The organism is Evansella halocellulosilytica, from assembly GCF_002335745.1.
Taxonomy (GTDB): domain Bacteria; phylum Bacillota; class Bacilli; order Bacillales; family Salisediminibacteriaceae; genus Bacillus_CA; species Bacillus_CA halocellulosilytica.
On sequence record NZ_NIST01000001.1, the window covers coordinates 3,676,892 to 3,695,202 of the forward strand.

The 18,311-nt window shown below is 37.2% G+C and carries 18 protein-coding genes and 1 pseudogene; 6 read left to right on the forward strand and 13 right to left on the reverse strand.

Annotation, left to right across the window (positions count from 1 at the left end; translation table 11 throughout):
- Positions 1-52: 52 nt before the first annotated feature.
- The 4 genes from CD001_RS17515 to CD001_RS17530 all read right to left on the reverse strand — a co-directional run bounded on the left by CD001_RS17515 (position 53) and on the right by CD001_RS17530 (position 2,150).
- The gene (locus CD001_RS17515; protein WP_096188904.1) at positions 53-460 is read right to left on the reverse strand and encodes a reverse transcriptase-like protein; all 408 of its coding nucleotides are present in this window, start codon (positions 458-460) and stop codon (positions 53-55) included.
- A 111-nt stretch (positions 461-571) separates the two neighbouring features.
- On the reverse strand, positions 572-904 hold the full coding sequence (gpsB, locus tag CD001_RS17520; protein ID WP_096188905.1) for a cell division regulator GpsB: 333 nt from the start codon (positions 902-904) through the stop codon (positions 572-574).
- Positions 905-1,047: 143 nt separating this feature from the next.
- On the reverse strand, positions 1,048-1,614 hold the full coding sequence (locus tag CD001_RS17525) for an SLOG family protein (protein ID WP_096188906.1): 567 nt from the start codon (positions 1,612-1,614) through the stop codon (positions 1,048-1,050).
- A gap of 107 nt (positions 1,615-1,721) precedes the next feature.
- On the reverse strand, positions 1,722-2,150 hold the full coding sequence (locus CD001_RS17530) for a CotD family spore coat protein (protein WP_096188907.1): 429 nt from the start codon (positions 2,148-2,150) through the stop codon (positions 1,722-1,724).
- A gap of 441 nt (positions 2,151-2,591) precedes the next feature.
- Between CD001_RS17530 and CD001_RS17535 the strand changes: the two genes are divergently transcribed.
- The gene (locus CD001_RS17535; protein WP_096188908.1) at positions 2,592-2,912 is read left to right on the forward strand and encodes a 2Fe-2S iron-sulfur cluster-binding protein; all 321 of its coding nucleotides are present in this window, start codon (positions 2,592-2,594) and stop codon (positions 2,910-2,912) included.
- Positions 2,913-2,930: 18 nt separating this feature from the next.
- On the opposite strand, the gene CD001_RS17540 is transcribed toward CD001_RS17535, so the two are convergent.
- Genes CD001_RS17540 through CD001_RS17550 form a run of 3 tightly spaced genes read right to left on the reverse strand, consistent with a single transcriptional unit; the run spans position 2,931 to position 6,856 of the window.
- The gene (locus CD001_RS17540) at positions 2,931-3,671 is read right to left on the reverse strand and encodes a 3'-5' exonuclease (RefSeq protein ID WP_096188909.1); all 741 of its coding nucleotides are present in this window, start codon (positions 3,669-3,671) and stop codon (positions 2,931-2,933) included.
- Between the two features lie 3 nt (positions 3,672-3,674).
- Positions 3,675-5,585, reverse strand: coding sequence for a DUF294 nucleotidyltransferase-like domain-containing protein (locus CD001_RS17545; protein WP_096188910.1), 1,911 nt, complete (start codon positions 5,583-5,585; stop codon positions 3,675-3,677).
- Between the two features lie 14 nt (positions 5,586-5,599).
- Complete coding sequence (locus CD001_RS17550; RefSeq protein ID WP_096188911.1) at positions 5,600-6,856, reverse strand: ribonuclease H-like domain-containing protein; 1,257 nt, start codon at positions 6,854-6,856, stop codon at positions 5,600-5,602.
- A gap of 107 nt (positions 6,857-6,963) precedes the next feature.
- Between CD001_RS17550 and CD001_RS17555 the strand changes: the two genes are divergently transcribed.
- Genes CD001_RS17555 through CD001_RS17565 form a run of 3 tightly spaced genes read left to right on the forward strand, consistent with a single transcriptional unit; the run spans position 6,964 to position 10,663 of the window.
- Positions 6,964-8,454, forward strand: coding sequence for a spore germination protein (locus CD001_RS17555; RefSeq protein WP_407081112.1), 1,491 nt, complete (start codon positions 6,964-6,966; stop codon positions 8,452-8,454).
- Positions 8,455-8,475: 21 nt separating this feature from the next.
- On the forward strand, positions 8,476-9,594 hold the full coding sequence (locus tag CD001_RS17560; protein WP_096188913.1) for a GerAB/ArcD/ProY family transporter: 1,119 nt from the start codon (positions 8,476-8,478) through the stop codon (positions 9,592-9,594).
- A complete protein-coding gene (locus CD001_RS17565; RefSeq protein ID WP_096188914.1) occupies positions 9,569-10,663 on the forward strand; it encodes a Ger(x)C family spore germination protein in 1,095 nt (364 codons plus the stop codon). Before CD001_RS17560 ends, CD001_RS17565 begins: the two co-directional genes overlap by 26 nt.
- Before the next feature lie 327 nt (positions 10,664-10,990).
- Here CD001_RS17565 and CD001_RS17570 read toward each other — a convergent pair.
- Positions 10,991-11,340: pseudogene (locus tag CD001_RS17570) on the reverse strand (IS5/IS1182 family transposase); the annotation flags it as partial.
- 124 nt (positions 11,341-11,464) lie between these two features.
- On the opposite strand from CD001_RS17570, the gene CD001_RS17575 reads away from it, so the two are divergent.
- Positions 11,465-12,028 carry a PadR family transcriptional regulator gene (locus tag CD001_RS17575; protein ID WP_096190663.1) on the forward strand — a complete coding sequence of 188 codons (564 nt, stop codon included), beginning with the start codon at positions 11,465-11,467 and terminating at the stop codon, positions 12,026-12,028.
- Positions 12,021-12,503, forward strand: a complete 483-nt coding sequence (locus tag CD001_RS17580) for a DUF4188 domain-containing protein (RefSeq protein ID WP_096188915.1) — start codon at positions 12,021-12,023, stop codon at positions 12,501-12,503. Before CD001_RS17575 ends, CD001_RS17580 begins: the two co-directional genes overlap by 8 nt.
- Positions 12,504-12,631: 128 nt before the next feature.
- Here the strand turns inward: CD001_RS17580 and CD001_RS17585 are convergent, their stop codons facing one another.
- From CD001_RS17585 to CD001_RS17605, 5 genes are all read right to left on the reverse strand, one after another.
- A complete protein-coding gene (locus CD001_RS17585) occupies positions 12,632-14,905 on the reverse strand; it encodes a DEAD/DEAH box helicase (RefSeq protein WP_096188916.1) in 2,274 nt (757 codons plus the stop codon).
- A gap of 142 nt (positions 14,906-15,047) precedes the next feature.
- On the reverse strand, positions 15,048-15,926 hold the full coding sequence (locus CD001_RS17590) for a GNAT family N-acetyltransferase (protein ID WP_096190664.1): 879 nt from the start codon (positions 15,924-15,926) through the stop codon (positions 15,048-15,050).
- Between the two features lie 257 nt (positions 15,927-16,183).
- A complete protein-coding gene (locus CD001_RS17595) occupies positions 16,184-16,669 on the reverse strand; it encodes a GyrI-like domain-containing protein (RefSeq protein ID WP_096190665.1) in 486 nt (161 codons plus the stop codon).
- 178 nt (positions 16,670-16,847) lie between these two features.
- Positions 16,848-17,462, reverse strand: a complete 615-nt coding sequence (gene lepB, locus CD001_RS17600; protein ID WP_096188917.1) for a signal peptidase I — start codon at positions 17,460-17,462, stop codon at positions 16,848-16,850.
- Between the two features lie 71 nt (positions 17,463-17,533).
- Positions 17,534-18,259, reverse strand: coding sequence for an alpha/beta fold hydrolase (locus CD001_RS17605; protein ID WP_096188918.1), 726 nt, complete (start codon positions 18,257-18,259; stop codon positions 17,534-17,536).
- Between the last annotated feature and the right edge of the window lie 52 nt (positions 18,260-18,311).

Sequence of the window (18,311 nt, forward strand, 5' to 3'; positions counted from 1 at the left end):
TGGTTGTCTTTTGAGCGACAAAATTTATTATACCACAAGAAATAACACAGGATCAAGTGACATTTTTATCCAATAATTGTTGTATCGCTTTTTTAGCTAATTGGTCTGCTTGTTTATTTTGCTTACTCGGGATCCACTTCATAAAGACATAATCGAAATGGTTCTCAACGACTTGTAACGCATGCGATAACAACGATTTGTACGGTTCATTTTTTACATACTTTTTATCGAATGCTTCGTCTAACAATTTAGAGTCTGTCCTTACAGAAATTAATGTAAATCCATGTTTTTTACAAATTTCTAAAGCATGTACAAAAGCATGAAATTCAGCCTCGTGATTAGACATGGTACGTAAAGGTATACAGTTTGAAAGGTGGACACCATTTCCTTTAATATAAATACCTGCTCCAGAAGGACCTGGATCTCCAGCACTTGCACCATCAATATATACTTCTATCAAACTTGCATCTCCTTTTAAAAAGTTGTATAGAGCAACCCCTTACGAGCACACGTAAACATACTAGCGATAAGTTTCTTCACCTATGTTGCATAGTCTTGTTAACAACCTCAATTAATCATAAAGTTTACTTCCGAACACATGTTTTTCTAAATTCGATAATCGGCGCAGTATATCATAGTTTGTGTTCCCCGCTTGTGATTGAGGCTGCGGCTGCGTTTGTGGCTGATGACGTTTAGTATGCTCACTTAACGTAGCCGTTTCTTTTTTCAATCGCTCTACTTCTTTTTCAAGCCATTCAATACGATTTTCGAATGCATCATAGTCTTTAATGATCGTATCTAAAAACTGATCCACTTCATCTTGATTATAACCACGAATTCCAGTCTTAAAATCTTTTTCTAATATTTCCTTTTGAGTAAGTCGAGAAATACGTTTTTGTCCCAACGGCTTTCACCTCTATTAGTCCTATTAATTCATTCTTTTAATGAGAAAGAAATCCAGCAATGAATAACGACAAGATTTTTTACCTTTATTGAACTTCCTCTAATTGATTATTGATTATATTCTTTCAGAAAGAGCTTGTCTTGTCAATTCCAACTATGATCATCCGCTTCCTCTCTAATCGTATCTTCAATCTCATCAGGAGTTAAATAGATGACCGGATAGCCTGTTGCAGATTCTTTCTTCTTTGCATATGTTAAATAGTATTCAGGCGAGCCTTGTGTATACTCGTCATATAGTACTAATATTGCATCACTTTTATCGATAATAAACTGGTTTTTCATCTTTAATTGTGCCGGATTGTCATATTTCCGCTTCGTTATGTAATCTTTATAATCACTTCGTTGCCATATGTTTAAATATAAATCTTTGACTGGACCGTTCCAACGTTCTTCCTGCTCAAAAAACGGTGCTAATGTCGCAACTTTCATATCATTATATAGCTCCTGTTTTAACTCTAGAGCTGCTTCAGCAGCCCATAGTTCAACACCAGGCTGACCGCTCGTAATGATCCATTCAATATCATATTCTTCTTTCAATTGTTTGAGTTTTTTCTTTATTGCCCGTTTTAAAAAAGGGAGATGATCATGTTTTTCATTAAATATGCCTAATTCGTGCGGTTTATAACCCGTAACTGCTAGAACTGAGTACATATGTGCTCCTTTCCTTTTAAACACCTGTTTAAGTTATGATAACCCTTCTATCCTATCTCGTTAAAACGGACCAGAAATCTGGTCCGTTCACATTTCATTTTTGGCTACTATCGGCCGCAACCCGGGCCGCCATATCCACCTACTTGTGGTCCTACATTAGGTCCATACCCTGCAACTTGATGCCCTGGTCCCGGTGTAGCAGCCCCTGCAACTTGATGCCCTGGTCCAGGCCCATACCCGGCTACTTGTGGTCCTGGTCCATAACCTGCTACAGGTGGCCTCGGTGTAGCAATCCCTGCTACTTGTGGTCTCGGGCCAGCAGCGAACTGCTGAGATGTTATACGATTTACAGTAGATTCAGTATGAGGATACGAGTGGAAGTATTTATAGTTATGGTTAACCACATTCGTTGTATGACTTGGGTGAACAACTGGGACAATATAATCACAATCTTGTTCAGTTACACTGTGTTGTGTTGGGCAATATTTTGGCGGCATCTGTTGTACATGACGTCGTCTAGGGTGGTGACAATTCATAAGGTTTCCTCCTTTATTATTTGATTCAATATCAACCTATGTTCATTTCCCTAAACATGTACTAGTGAGAAAACCTAATTTCACATTGAAATTATTGAAACAACAGTATTGTCATGCCAATCACAACAAAAAACATGAGCATAACGATTTTAGCCATGACCTTCTCTCCTTTATTTATCCATCGATAATATTTTAAAAGATCTAGGAAATATTGCAAGAAGGTTTTATTTCCTTTTTCGCCATGATTCGTCATATTCGATATCGTTGTGCTATATTTTACATGGCTTTCGACTCCAAAAGCTCGAAAACATGCGATTTATGCGCTTACCTGGGAAATAAATAAAGGTTTATACTCGATTATGTTAGGAAATATACGTTATACTCTTATAAAAGGTTTCACCTAGAATCATACATAAATTCTAATTTGGAGAGTGATGATCAATGCCAAAAGTAAAAGTTCCTGGAAAAGACCCGTTTGAAGTTGAAAAAGGAACGAAGCTCGTCCTAGCTCTTGAAGACAATGGAGTCGATATTCTTCATCGTTGTGGAGGCAAAGCCAAATGTACAACTTGCAGAGTGGAAGTCGTTGAAGGTGATTTTGGTCCACTTACTGAAGTAGAAAGCTCCATTTTTGAGAAAAAAGGGTTAGATGATTCTTGTCGATTATCTTGTCAAGTGTATGTGAATGATGACGTAACAGTTAAACCGGAAAGAACGGTTTCCTCTTCCGGTATGGATGCTGGACCAAGACCAGAGCAATAAAAGGTATGACGCAAGGACTTAGTCTTTGCGTCTTTTTCTTACAGTTAACCAATCCTCTAACGTATGAATATTTCTTTCTTTTAATTTTGTAATGAGTTTTTCAAACACTTCCGCAGTCATGTATGCATCATTTAATGCATGGTGGCGCTCCCTCTTATCGATATCAAACCTCTTTATTAAATCATCTATTTGATTCCGCTCTCCTGGATATAAAAAGTTTGCAACCTCGTAAGAGTCAATCGACTGTGGACGGTAATCAGGTAGTTCCCACTTCTTGCAAAGCTCTTTTAAGAAATTCACGTCAAAGCTTGACGGGTGAGCAACGACGACGGTCTCATAAGAAAACTCCAGAAATTTTTTAAAGCTGTACGGAAATGGTTGGCCTGAATGATTAATTTCCTCTCTAGATAAACCCGTTAGCATTAATATCTCTTTAGGAACACGTTTAATGGGGGAAATGATCTCATAAAATTGCTCAGGAAATTGTATATCATTCATATTTATTTTGACAGCTCCTAACGACACAACTTCATCACCTAATGTTGAATATAACCCTGTTGTCTCTAAATCAAAGACCGTATACGTCATATCCTCTAAAGATGTCGTACAATCAATGTCACTTTGGGGCATTTTCTGGATTTCCTTTACTATTTCACCATAAAAAGCTTTATTTTCTTTCAACCACTTTCGTTTATCGTATTCAAATCGGTAGAAATCGAAAAGAAGATACTTCATGATCCGTAATGCTGATACTTCCATTTATTAGATCCCCCGATTCTTAGCAAAGCTTAACTCACTCATTTGCTGAAGTCGCTTTGCAACCAGTAATGCTTCTTTTAACTGCTTCTTTTCTTCTTTCGTCATTCGTACTGTTGGAACTTGATTCGTTAAAGGAATTTGCCGTCTTAATTGCGATATATGTTCTTTCATTCGGAAGTAATGTAAGTAATCTAACGCTAACTTTACATTTTTAACATCTCTTGGATGGAATATCTCTTTTTCTTGAAGTTGTTTCAGCCTTTGTAATGTGCTGACAGCTACGATCCCATATTTGATCGAGAAGATCCTGACCCCATTTACGATTTGCATCATCGCTTGTTTTTTAATATCAATGACTCGTTCTTTCCCTTTTGTCGATATTGTTCCAAGCGGAGTAATCGGAACACGGAAACGAATTGTATCTTTCATCAGAAGTGCATGTAATATTTTACCTTTTTGAATCGTGTTTATTGTACGTTCCCTTAACTGTTCTGCTAGGTGAAAATCACCAAATAACGGACGATAATCAATAAAAATCGTAAAGTCTCTAACTTCTTCAGCATCTGTCTCCTTTACCCAGCGATTCACTTCTTGGACCCATTGATTTAAACTACGCATCCACTTTTTTTCTTTTGCCATAATTCCCCCAGTACACTCGGGAAAACCTACTCTTACTAATCCATCATTAATCTTTTCAGCGAAGCGTTGAAAGTAGGTCTCTATTGCTCGCTTATTCGGCAAATGCTCATAATTATCAAGTATAAAACCATTATCTTGATCTGTACTAAATGCTTGTTCTTTTCGCCCCTGACTTCCCATTACGATAAAACAATAGTTAATTGGCGGTTGCCCGTGTCCTTCTCTTTTCATTTCATCTATCGCAAATTTAATAACTTTCCGATGCAACGTATCATTATAATTTGATATTAATTCACAAACTTCTGAAGGGTGTGTTCGTTCCTCGAGAAGAGCTTCCGCAAATGTATAAAAATCCTCATTATTTGTAGGTGACAATGCTGCCAATTCATTTAGCTGCTTTGCATGTTGAAGTCTGTAAGAGAGGTTTATATATTTTGAATCCTGTAATTGTAAAAATGCTTCGGCAGTTAACACTCCAACAACGACTTGTTGTTTTAGCACGGGGACAAGGTCAATGTGGTCATCTTTAAAAAAGGTTAATACTTCATAACTAAATGCATCTTCTTGCGTATAAACAGGGTCTTCATCCATCCATTTTAATACGGACTCCTCACCATTTCCTAACATTAATCCACGGATCACTTGCTGTTGTGTTAACACGCCACAAAGTTCCTGATTTTGATGGACGACCACTAAACCTGATGTATTCCATTGTAATAAGACCTTAGCTGCTTCGTTTAACGTTGTCTTTTTTGTGATCGTTCTTGCTTTTTCCATCATCATTCTCACTCGCGTTCTGAACAATGCAATATTTTCTGCATCTGAAACAGCCCTCTCTTTTTTGATTTCGTCGTACAGCGATTTCATTCGGCTGCCGATTCCTGAGAGGATCACATCTGAGAACATTTTATTTTCTGTCATTACTTTTAAGAAAGCACTCTTTTTAAATCGTACGGTTTCACACGTTTCAAGAGCTTGGACCGAAAAGTTCATCTGACCACCAGCTAATAAAATCAACATTCCAATCAAGTCTCCGGGGTAGTAAAAGCGAACGGAAATTTGCTGTCCATCATCCTTGTGTAAAATGTTTTTTGCAAGACCGCTTAATAAAAAGTACACTTCGACTTCTTCATCATCTTCATGAAAAACAAATTCATTTTCTTGAAATGTCATTCGCTTTGATTGTGTAAAAATTTGCTGAAATTGATCGTTTGTCAATAAGTCAAACGGGTATGTTGCTCTAATAAGTTGCTCATAATCTTGATGATTGTCCACCTCATTTTCCTCCTTTACCCGTTGCCTATTTTCTCGCTTAACCGAGTCAGTCTTTTTTCAATTCCTCTTATTTTCCCTTTTGATAAGATGATTTGATCGACACGATTAACTTCCGTTAATGCTTGTTTCGCATATTGATACGCTTTTTCAATGTTTTTCTCGTGATGCTCTGCGATCTTTGCAAGTTCGATATAACCGTCAATCATACTTTCTGAATGAAGAGAAAGACATCGTAAAAAGTACCGTTCTGCTGCTTCTATATTTTTATTTTTCTTCTCTAGCAAACCTAATCTGTACAATGCAGAAGCTTGCCCAGTACCTCTTTTATCCGCAGCAACTAAGTAACATTTCATAGCATATTCGGTTGCATTCACTTGTTCAAACCACTTGCCAGATTCAAATAATTCATTACTGGACAGAGGCTCGTCATGAATTTGGAACAACCTTTTGCACAAATCAATATATAAATGAACGAGCGAGCGAACGTCTTGATCGTTATGGTTTATAATTCCAGTTAACTGTTCCGGGTTACGATCTTGTAAATAATCAAAGTAAAGTAGCGGTGCCATACTACCAGGTGTATCATTCGATCTCGGAACTCGTAATTTCTCTTCCTCAACGACAGCTAACCGACAAGAAGGCAACTCCTTTTTCCACAACCTTCTCGCTGCATGAAGTAAGTCAATGTGACCGAATTTAGGAAGCTTCGGTACTCGATCTCGAACAAATGCATGTCTTGACTTCACTTGCGGCCAATCAAAAGATTTCCCATTATAACTGACTAAAAAGTCATCCTCTCTGAAATCCTGTAAAAAAGAATACATAAAAGCAGCTTCTGAAGCCGGATCAGGTAAGATGTGTTGGGTCACTTCAATGCCGTCTTTCAATACTTTAGCGTAACCGATCAAAAAGATTGTATTTCCAGCTCCTGTTGATAAACCAGTCGTCTCAGTATCAAAAAATAACATTCTCTCTATCGGTAGTCCGTTCGAGGAAAGAGGATGATCGATATCGAACCGTTCCCATAACTGTTGGATGTCTCTTAACTCTTGATAAATATGTTTATTTGAATAAACGGTTTTTCGAAGATAAGATACTTCCTCTTCGAATTGTACAGGGGAAAATCCTACTTCTTTCCACTTTTTCATTAACGGTTCTAATCCTGATTCCGGTGATTTTACATTGTCCTTGTGATTTCTACTTATATTCGCTGTCGATTCATCCGACTGTAAATGAGATTTCATTCTATTTAATTTCGCTTTTAAGCTCATTCGATCACCATACTTCTTATCAATTTTTATACTCTATGAATAGAAAATGTCTCTTTTTTTACATACTAACATAAAGCAGTAGTTTACTTCGTATAAAGGAGCATATTTTGTTGTCTAAGAATAGTAAACAAGAACAACATAAAACTTGGGAAGACGTTATAAAAGCATGTAATGAATCTGATGACTTTACTCAAGAAGAAATTAAAAGTCCGTATCAACCTTTTTATCTTAAATATTTTGAAACGTTAATAGAAGATACACTTTTGCAAGAGAAAGTCATTGAGATTTTAAAAGAAAGAAAGTATGAAACATTACACGACGTATACGAATATCTTCCGTTTGATGAAATGAAAATTGTCGCGACACCAGAAGAGCTTGAAGATGGGTTAATGGGGGGCAAAGTGCTCATTCAATTAGGTGAGCACGATCCGTACGGTCTGCTAGTCATTTTAACCGTCAACGAAAAACGTGAAATTAGTATTCCTGAAGTTGAGTATAGTGTTATCGGCCCTAAAGAGTCGTTCGTTGAAAATTTAGAAGTGAACTTAAATCTTGTCCGGAAACGTGTGCCTTCCGCTGATTTTATAGTAAAAAAAATTAAGGTCGGGTATCGATCGCAAACAGATGTAGCGATTATGTACTTAAAATCAATTGCCAATGATGAAAATGTTCAAACGATGCTCCAGCGCATTCAAGACATTGATTATGACGAAATCGAAGATAGCTCTTATTTAGCACAATTTATTGAAGATGATAGTAACAGTCCATTTCCACAAACGATGGATACAGAACGACCTGACCGGGTTGCCGGTGTGCTATCTGAAGGCAAAATTGTAGTATTAGTAGATGGGTCTCCATCTGCGATCACTGCACCTACGACACTGATCGAATTCTTTTCAGCGTTTGAAGATTATTACATCGCTTGGCATATGGCTTCTGCTTTTCGGCTCATTCGTTTGTTTGCTGTCCTTTTCTCGGTTTTTGCTACACCCGTTTATGTTGCCGTACTAACGTATCATGTTGAACTCATTCCGAAAGACTTAATGGCTACATTAATTTTATCGAGAGAACAAATTCCGTTTCCTCCAATTATTGAAGCGTTATTTCTAGAACTGACGATCGAACTTTTACGTGAGGCTGGTGCAAGACTGCCTACAAAAGTCGGTCAAACGATCGGTATCGTAGGCGGTATTGTGATCGGGACGGCTGCTGTTGAAGCGGGACTCACGAGCAATGTGTTATTAATTATCGTCGCACTAGCGGCTCTTGCTTCGTTTACAACACCGATTTATCGAATCGGTAATACGATTCGCCTTATCCGTTTTCCATATTTAATTATTGCTCAAATTTGGGGACTAGTTGGGGTCGTTATGTTAATGACATTTAACCTAGTTCACCTCGTTAATTTAAAATCGTTAGGGCGGCCATATTTAGAGCCGATCTATCCACCTAACTGGAAAGATTTACGTGACTCTTTTATAAGACTTCCTTTTAGTTTCCAACGGGAACGTCCAACATTCACACAAACGAAAGACGATACTAGGTTTCCCACAGTTGAGGGAAAAAAGAAAAATGATATTGATGAAAACATTAATTAACACGTAAAGGAGGAGTCAAAGATGGAACAACAGAAATCAATGAGCCATGTGTCTCCTTTTCTAGTCTTTTTTCTCATTTGCTCTACTCAAGTCGGAGTAGGAGTGTTAGGGTTCCCTCGTTACATTGCCCAAGATGCCGGATATCGCGCTTGGATCAGTGTCCTAATTACCGGCGCGCTCATTCATATCGTGATTTGGATGATGTACAAACTTTTAAATCGAAGTGATAAACTCAATGACTTAACAAAAATACACCGGTTTTATTTCGGAAAAACGCTTGGTGGTATTATGAGTTTTTTATTCACTTTATACTTCTTTACTGCCGCTCTTACTGTATTAAGAACATATATAGAAGTAATCCAAATATGGATGTTCCCTCGATTGTTTACGGTTGAACTCGGAATTCCAATTGTTTTAATTTCATTATATTGTATTTGGTACGGTTTTCGAGTCGTGACAGGGCTTGCATATTTAGGTGTTATCGTCCCATTGATTCTATTAACAACGATCGTCGCACCATTGGAATTTGCCGAAGTTGACAATTTATTGCCTCTTTTTCATACGAATATAGGTGACCAATTAACAGCAATTAGAACAATGACACTTAGCTATGTAGGGGTAGAAGCTTTGCTCATTTATTACCCATTCATTCAGAATGGAGTGAAATCACAAAAGTGGGCACAATTCGGAAATTTATTTACAACAGCTATTTACTTACTAATCACGATTGTGACATTTTTATTTTATACAGAAAACCACCTCGAAAGGGTTATTTATCCGACATTAAGCATGTGGAAAATATTAGAGCTTCCTTTTATTGAACGTTTTGAATACATTGGAATTTCTTTTTGGTTAATTGTCGTTCTACCTAATATTACGTTATTTTTATGGGCTGCAAGTCGAACGATGAAACAAACCTTTCAAGTTACACATAAAACTGCTCTCATTTTTCTAGCTGTCTTACTTATCCTATTACTCATCCCATTAGATACGAGACAAAAAGTTGATATGTTAAATGACCATGTAGCAACAACTGGATTTTACATTATTTACGTATATCTTCCTACCCTATTCATCGTGACAGCCATGATTCATAAATGGAGGAACCGATCCAATGAAGATCAACAAACATCTATGTAAAAAATGGATCTTGATCATTTTGCTATTATTACAAACCGGCTGCATTGAACAGCGTATTTTGGATGAGCAGCAATTAATGTTTGCTATAGGGTATGATTTAAAAGAAGATGACTTAATTGAAGGAACGTTTTCAATACCAATATATAAAACAGAAGAGGAAGTTGAAAGCGTTACATTATCAGCAACTGCTAAAACGTCAAGAGATATACGTACACTTTTAGAAGCAAAATCATCAAAGCCACTTTTTGGAGGGAAAGTAAAATCGGTATTGTTTGATTACGAATTAGCAGAAAGAGGGTTAATGTCAATCATTGATACTTTTCTTCGCGATCCTACCTTAGGTTTGCGGATTTACTTTACGACCGTGGATCACGGAACAGCAAAGGATTTATTATCTAAGGAGTATAACATTGAAGACGATACTGCCACTTACTTGGAAGAATTAATTGAGCAAAACATTGACCGGCAATCGATTCCAGAAGCTAATTTTTTCGTATTTATTTCGAATTTTTTCGGTGAAGGACAAGACCCCTTTTTACCTAATATTCAGCTGCAGGATGAACAGATGACCGTATCAGGTTTAACGCTTTTTCAAGACGATAGAGCTGTCCATAAAATAAGCTTGCGTGAATCCTTTCTCGTTAAATTACTCATAGAACCAGCAAGAGAAGGAACATATGAACTGACAATAGACGAAGAACAAGATGAGTATGCAGTGATTCGAAATATTCGATCAGAAAGTCACTATAAAATCGACTTATCTCAATCATTACCAACGATTGACGTGACTATCAAATTAAGAGGGAAGATTAATGAATATTCAGGCCCCACCCTTGATGAAGAAAAAATAGAAGAAATTAAAAACTCATTAACAAAGACGATTTCTAACGAAATGAGTTCACTCATTGCTGTTTTACAAGAAAAGAACATCGACCCAGTTGGCTTTGGTGCAAAGGTCAAAGCAAAAGACCCTAGCTTTGATGTTGAAGAATGGGAAGAACAATATCCTGATGTCCCGATCAACGTACATCTTGATGTTGTCATTACTGAGACGGGTGTAGAAGAATAACAACTAGGCTGATTTGAAAAGTTGCTTTCAGAAGCAGCTAAACGAATCGGCCTTTTCGTATTGAATCAATTTCATAATTCACTTTTAAAAAGAGCAAACATTCTCAGAATAAAGTTATACCTTTTAAAAATTTGATCTATTAACTTTGGTGTTGATTTTCGCTTCCGGATGCTCGCTTTCCGAGGGCAACGCTTCAGCCTCCTCGTCCCTGTGGGGTCTTCTGCTCCTGCGGTTACTCGTCGCACAAGAGAAAGCTGTTGCTTTTCCCGCAGGAGTCTCGCTACTGTCGCTACAATCAACGCTATAACCAACATTGATTATCAAAATTTAAGCTGTATCTAAACTCGATGAAGAGTGTTTTTGAGCAAGTCTCATGCTAGCTAATTTCATGCCATTGTATACCATGGTAACTAAAACAAAATGGACTTTGGCTCTTATTCCTGTTCGATATCTTACATTGTTCAACTGAGGTATCTAATGACTCTTTCAACGGAACTACGTTCCTTGAATCGCTCTTTCCAGGCGATGGAACCACGTGCTGGTACACTATAGCGCAGTAAATCAGATTTTATTTTTATCTTGAAGACCTTTTGGCATAATGAATCTTCTGCTCGAGGACAATCGTTACATTCCTTGGGACGTGTATATTTTAAATATTTTTTATCAAAGCTATCGTATGAACTTCATTCATTGAATATTCTTTTCTTAGCTATTTTTCATTTCACTTGCAAATATAAAAACATTCAGTATAATATATCTAAAAGATATATATCTAATTGATATAAGGTGTTGAAAATGACTATGAAATGGAACGATACGATATTTGCGATACTCGGACTTCTTACTACTGGATGTAACACTGGTTATGAAATAAAACAAATGATTGACAACAGCCTAAATCACTTCTGGAAAATTAGCTACGGGCAAATTTATCCGACATTAAAGACGCTAACAGATAATGAGCTCGTCACAGTTTCTACAAAAACTCAAGATGGAAAACCTGATAGAAAAGAATATCTCATTACAAAAAAAGGTGAGGTTGCGTTACAAAAGTGGTTGCAAACCCCTCTTAACAACCTTCCAGTTGAAAAAAATGAACTTCTTTTAAAATTGTTCTTTAGCAGACACCAAGATCAAGACTCAACATTGACGCTTTTAAATGATTATTTTAAGAAACTCCGAGAGCGTCTCCACACCTATCAATCGATTGAGGAAATGATTCAAATTCATCACCAGTCAGCTGAAGATGCAACATATTGGCTCATGACGCTCGATTACGGTAAACATACAACAACAGCAGCAATGGAATGGTGTGAACGGACAATTCGTCAAATTAAATCAAATGAGGAGGAGAAAGATGAGTAAAAAAGAAATTTTTCCAGGAAGGTACACGGCTGGCCAAAATGGCGAGGTTGTTGTATTTATTATCGGGATGCGGATTAATAAATTTACCGCTGTTCACAAGTGGTGGCCAGTGTTTACTGCGATGCCACCGATGATGAAAGAGTTATCAGCCAACAAAGAATTAGGTTGTTTATCAATGGAGTCCTTTTTTGGACTAAGAACGACGTTATTGGTGCAGTATTGGCGTTCGTCTGAAGATCTTCTATCTTATGCAAAGGGACAAAAGCATTTAAAAGCGTGGGAAAATTTCAATAAAAAGATCGGAAATAACGATTCAGTAGGAATATATCATGAAACGTATATCGTTCCACAAGGAAACTATGAAACTCTGTATGGAAATATGACGAAATTCGGCCTCTCCAACGCAATCGGCCATAAATCTATTACTGAACATATAAACAACGCACAAAAAAGATTTAAAGAACAGGCTTATTAATAATGTTACGTTTAACCGTTTAATGTTTTATATTTATATCTTTTTGAAATGATCACACAATCTTACTCATTAAAAAAAGCTGTGTATAAAGGAATTTTTTTCCTTTTCACAGCTTCTTTTTATATTCTTTATTGATGTGACACCATACTTGACTGGATTAACTTTTTGACCTCAGTTTTAACGTTCATATCACCACTCGCACCGCCTATACCAACACAAGTCGGACAGCCGGATTCGCATGGGCATGACCCAATAAACTGAAGGGCGTCAAAAAGAATCGGCTCCATTTGCTCGTAAACACTTTTGCTTAAACCGATTCCGCCGGGGTATCTGTCATATAAAAAGATCGTTGGCTGTTGTGAGTGAATCGCTTTTACCTCGGGGACAGCATGGAGATCATTTTTATCACACATCACTTTTACACAAGCGACGTGTTGAAAGACATGTGCCATCCCCATAAGCACTTGTTCGATTTTATTTTCATGCCAATGTTCGAATGTATCTTCTTGGAACGTTAATACGATCCCGTTTGAATGCAGTTCTTGCTCAGGTAGATGAATCGGTCCAGAGCCAATGTTTTCAAAGGTCTCCAGCTTTATCTTTTTAAAAATCGTTGCCATTGCTGTCACCATAACATCTCCATATTGGAGCTTTTGTGTACCGATTGCACGCTCTTCATCAATCTCTAATACTTTTAGCTGAACAGCTAAATTGGCATCGGTAAAGTATTCGACATCAACTTCACGAACGAACGCTTTTTTTTCATGCCAATCAAGGTATTCTACTTGATACTGTGTACCTTCATGTAAATAGATCGCTTCATCATGAAGTAACGTCATGGCGCTGAACGTATCCATTTCCCCGATGACACGATGTTTTTCAATTTTTGTCTGGTCAATAATGACGACATTTTCCTGTGCCGCAGAACGAAGACTAATATTATGAGCGGGAAACGCATCATTCATCCAAAACCATTGATTGCCTTGTACATGAAGGACTCTTTCCTCTGTTAAATATTCCAAAATTTTTTCGATCACTGTTCCGTCAAACGTCTCTCCCTGCTTAAATGGCAATTCATAAGCAGCACATTTAATGTGGTCAACTAAAATGATTAAATTGTCTTTATTAATTCTCGCTGTTTCTGGAGAACTTTCAAAGAAAAACTCAGGATGCTGGAAAATATATTGGTCAATTGACGTTGAGTTCGCAACCATGATCACAATCGATTCATCTTGCCTTCTTCCCGCTCTTCCCGCTTGCTGCCAGCTAGAGGCAACAGATCCTGGATATCCGCTCATAACGCAAACTTGAAGCTGCCCGATATCGACGCCTAATTCAAGTGCATTCGTACTAACTACACCTACAGTTTCTCCGCTACGAAGACTTTTTTCAATTTCTCTTCGCTGATTTGGCAAATAACCGCCGCGATACCCTCTAATAGATTTTTTATTCAGTTCGTTTTTAACGAGCTCTTGTAAATGACTTAAAATAATTTCAACTCTCACACGGCTTCTCGCAAATACGATTGTTTGAATTCGTTCTTTTAAAAAACTCGAAGCGATTTCATTGACTACTTTTGTTGCACTTTTTCGGATATTTAACTGTTGGTTAACAACAGGTGGATTATAAAGGACGAAATGCTTCTTCCCTTTAGGAGCTCCATTATTATTAATTAGCTGTACGTTTTCACCTATTAGTTCACTGCATAGTTCTTCCGGATTCGCAATAGTTGCTGAAGTGCAAATAAATGTCGGATTGCTGCCATAGTAAGCACAGATTCGCTTAAGTCTGCGAATAACATTGGCGACATGTGAACCAAATACGCCACGGTATGTGTGAAGTTCATCAATGACGACTGTCTCCAAGTTTTCAAACAAAGAAATCCATTTCGTATGATGAGGTAAAATGGCTGAATGAAGCATATCTGGGTTTGTAATGACAATATGTCCTGCTTTTCTCACTACTTGGCGGATGTTTGCTGGGGTATCACCGTCATATGTATAACTATTAATATGAACGTCAAGGTTGTCTATCATTTCATTTAGTTCACTTTTTTGATCCTGAGCAAGTGCCTTTGTCGGAAAAATATAAAGAGCCCTGCTTTCCCTGTTATCAATATGACGTTGTAAAACCGGTAAATTATAACAAAAGGTCTTACCTGAAGCCGTCGGAGTGACAGCGACAACATGTTCTTTCTTCATGACCGCATCAAATGCTGACGCTTGATGTGTATATAATTCGTGAATCCCCCGCTTCATTAACGCATTCTGAATTCGTCCATCCAAATTCACTGGAAATGAAGCTGTTTTCGCTTGTTCTTCGTCTATCTCATGCCAATGGGCAATATGCCTGTCTTTTTTTAAATCATCGATTAACTGATTAATCGTCTTCTTACCAAACATCTATTTCCCTCCTACTCATAGTCATTATAGCGAATATACGTTTGGGTGACAAAGGGATAATTTATCAAAAATTCCACAAATCATGTTACAAACGTCATTACCAATTATCTCCATATGCCTGGCACATGGAGATAATTGGTAATTACACTTTCAGTTTTACAGATTGCGCTTTGGTTACTCCGTATAAAACCCAAGGTGACGGCAATTCAAATGTGTGTGCTGACGGTAAAGACTGAACAGCCTCCTTCGTTAAATCAATCCATATGTAGGTGTCACCTTCTGTTTGCCTTTTTAGCTTTCGGTAATCGTTTGAGATTGTTTCCCATAGTCCTTTTTGTGACATGACGTCGTCCCATGGATAAACAGCATGTAAATAATGATGCTTCTTTTGGTCGTACTTTGTAATAAGAACTCTCGTTTGATCGCTATTTTCATAAAAAGACCATTTTTTGATATCATCCTCTGTAAATAAAGGATCAGAAGCTGGAAAAGAGTAATAACATTCGTATGGAAAAATGGATTTCGATTCAATGTAAACTTGTTCTAGCCAGCGCTTCTTTCGATCAAGAGAGTTGACCTGATTCCATCGTTTCGCACCAAACTCTAGACTTGATGTCTCTTTTGTCACAGCACCGTATAATGTCGTAAGTGGAGTTAAGCCAAGTTTTTCAATGACACGACGTGCAGCTTTGTTCTCTTCCTGGGTATTTGCACCTACCCATTGAATTTCACTAACATTAAACGCTTCGTTCATAATATGAGCGGTTAATTCCGTTGCAAAATCATTCCCTCTATACTTGCGATCGCTCCGTAATCGACCTAACATTGCATAATGTCGATTAAAGACTGAATACCCACCCATACTAACCATTTGATCGTCGATGAATAGCCCGTACAATCGGTGATTGCCGATTGTCAGTCGTTGAAAGATACGTCCTACGTAATCATCTTCTAATAACGTATCCATCGCTTCAAAATACGGATAATCGTTGCTATGTAACAACCTGATCTGTTTTTTCATCGTCTTCTCCCCCCCTGCTGCATTTAACGATTTGTCCATTACTTTCATTATAAACCTTCATTTCTCTAAGTGCATTCCCCCTACACTTCTGCATCCTCATAGAAAAAAAAGATAGCTGAAAGAAGAAAAAAGATCAATTAACTATATTTAACAGACTTTAAAACAAAGAAAGAATGGCTACCGTAACATAGCCATTCTTTCTTTTCATATAATAGGCTTTGTGAGAAAAAATAAGCAATTTATCATAGACTTACACCTTAATAGATTGAATCTAGCAATTGTACTCTCACATCATCTGGATGATCAGGGTTATTTCCCCTCTGATAAATTTCTAAGTTCCAACTGTTGTTTGCACGCTTTAGCCCTTCTTCTGCAATCCACCGATGCATAAGTTCATAACTTTCTTTTATTTTATCATTCGGACCGGTGTGGAGGATTGAAGCGTACTTTTGAGCAGGAATCGTTAATGTAACCATATCATCAGGGATTTCTTCATATTTACTCACTTCTACTCCTACCCAATAGCCGTCCTCCTCAGGAGAAGATTCTTCCACGACAAAAGCACCTATTTGATTCCCACCGTTCAAGACATGCTGTATTTCATTCGTTCTTTTTTGAAGCAATTTTGCAGCTTTCGGAATTTCTTCAATGTACTTTTCTCCTTCACAAACGACACGAATTCCGACTAATTTTAATTCAGTTAACTCCTTAACACTTATTTGATGTAACGAATTATTAGACATGTCCTCTCGCTCCTTTAATTGACATAATAAAAGAATATTCGGTACCATTTGTTCATTTCCTTTATTAATCATAAAAAAGTATATTCATAGATGCATACCCGCCTCTAAGGGGGCACATTTTGATCGATGAATCTTCGAGAATGTCAACCGCTGAGCATTCCATTATGAAAAGAAAACCTTAAAAAAGGTCGATCTTATCAAACGGATAATATCTTAATACAACCTTTCCAATCACATTTTCCACTGGGATTGGACCAATATTTCTGCTATCTATACTGTTGTTTCGATTATCCCCCATTACAAAGACAGAATCTTCAGGTACGGTAATCTCCTGTAAATCATTATCAAGGCTTTCTTTTATATAACCTTCTTCCAAAATTTCTCCGTTACGATATACCGAGCCATTCTTTATTTCGATTTTATCTCCTGGAACTCCAATGACCCGCTTAATCCACTGATGCTGATCATTTGTATTGCTTATAAAAGATAAAAGATTGCTTTCAAGAAATTCATCTTTTAACGTTCTTTCATTTTCTACTCTGCTATCGATAATCACAATTTCGCCAAAGTCAGGTGAACTACCTAGCAAATAAGGCGTTTTAAAAGCAATAACCCGATCACCACTAGAGGATTTATCACTTGTTAAGCCTTGAAATGACGGTTCCATCGAGCCACCATCAACAGAATAAGGTTGGATAATAAAAACGCTTATAAGTACTGCTAGTAAAAGTGCAATAAATATCGCTTTTACCCAGCTATATAATTCAACGACTATTTTATTTAGAAAACTCATTCGATCATTCCTTTTAAAATGTTTTCTCCGGATAAACCAAAAATATCTTAATTTGAAAAAAATGTATGAAATTAAGCTTGATCAATGATTCGGTTGATCGCTCTTATTACAACTTCCGGTTCATCATGATGAATATAATGGGAACTTTTTTCAGCTACAATGATCTCGCTGTTCGAAGAGATGTTAACTATGTCTTTTTGCATGTCATTCCATAGTTTTTGTGAAGCTTTAGAATAATGGGCTTTGTTCCCCGCTGAAAGAACGGTTAATGGAACCGATAGTACCCTCTTATTTTCTTTTAGTTGATTTAAGCTGATCATCATCTCTTCAAAATCACCTTCATAAAAGAATTGATTTTTATACGCTTTTTGAAAATCTTCTGACATAGTCGGGAGAAACCTTTCAACATAATCTGCAGGAGTTGAATCAACTAAAATCAATCCACAAACCTTATCAGGATATTGAGAAGCAAATAATCTGACATTCACTCCACCAAAAGAATGACCTACAAAAATGAATGGTCGTTTAAGTTCTAACTTTTTAATAAGAAGGTTCAATTCTGATACCATATCTTTGCTTGTTCTAGAGTTGGGGCTTTTTTCACTCTTTCCTACTCCTGCTCTATCATAAACGAGTACTTCGGTTCGGTTTGAAATTTCATGGAGGATTGGATCCCAAGTAGTTGATGTATCACCATATCCAGCTTCCATTATGACCGCTGGTTTCCCTTTATTTTCTCCACATAATTTAGCAAACAGCTTAAAACCATTTATTTCGACAAAAAGTTCTTGTGCCACTTTTCCTGCCCCTTTGATAATGTAATTAGTCCTAGTGTGTCGTTCTCACTCA